Here is an 806-nt window from a genome sequence, read left to right on the forward strand (position 1 = left end):
CTCCATCCGACGAAAGCGCAACAGGCCATCTTGGAGCGGATGATGGACACCTACATCCGCACGGCGAACCAGCTCGTCGCGGCCATGGTGCAGGCCCGGGAGAGCTTGAAACTGACGAGCAAACATGTCACGGCGGACCTGCCGAGCGCCGTCAAGAACCAGGCCATCCAGGACGTCCCGGTCCTCAAGAAGCCGTACTGCACCTGGAACAACCAGAACTACTCGTTCGACTTCGAGTCGGTCTCCCTCCCGATCATCATCGAGGGGAACGTGAAGAAGACGGCCATCCGCGCCGACATGGTCGACCCGGACAACCGGAACGCCACGCTCCTCGCCAACAAACTGGGCACGCTACGCATCACGAGGAAGTCGGACAAATGGATCGCCCAGATCGCCGTCACGGTTCGTACGACAGAAAAAACAGGAACGAAGGTGCTAGGGGTCGACCTCGGCCTGAAAGTCCCTGCCGTAGCGTCCACGGGCTGTGACAAGGTGCGTTTTTTCGGGAACGGGCGCGAGAACAAGTACATGAAACGCAAGTTCCGGGCGAAATGGAAAGGGCTCGGTCAACACAAGAAACTGAAGGCGATCAAGAAGCTGGACAACAAAGAGCAACGCTGGATGCGAGACAAGGATCACAAGGTGAGCCGTGAGATCGTCGACTTCGCAAAAGAGAACCATATTTCTGTCATCCGCCTCGAAAGACTGGCGAACATCCGACAGACGGCAAGAACAAGCCGTAAAAACGCCAAGAACCTGCACACCTGGTCGTTCCATCGCTTAGCCACATTCATCGAATACAAGGC

At 57.1% G+C, this 806-nt stretch carries 1 protein-coding gene; it reads left to right on the forward strand.

Annotated features, from left to right (window positions below):
* On the forward strand, positions 1 to 806 hold an 806-nt coding region (locus KNP06_RS15165; RefSeq protein ID WP_214789507.1), incomplete at both ends, for an RNA-guided endonuclease TnpB family protein.

Source organism: Exiguobacterium sp. s21, from assembly GCF_018617975.1.
GTDB lineage: Bacteria > Bacillota > Bacilli > Exiguobacteriales > Exiguobacteriaceae > Exiguobacterium > Exiguobacterium mexicanum_A.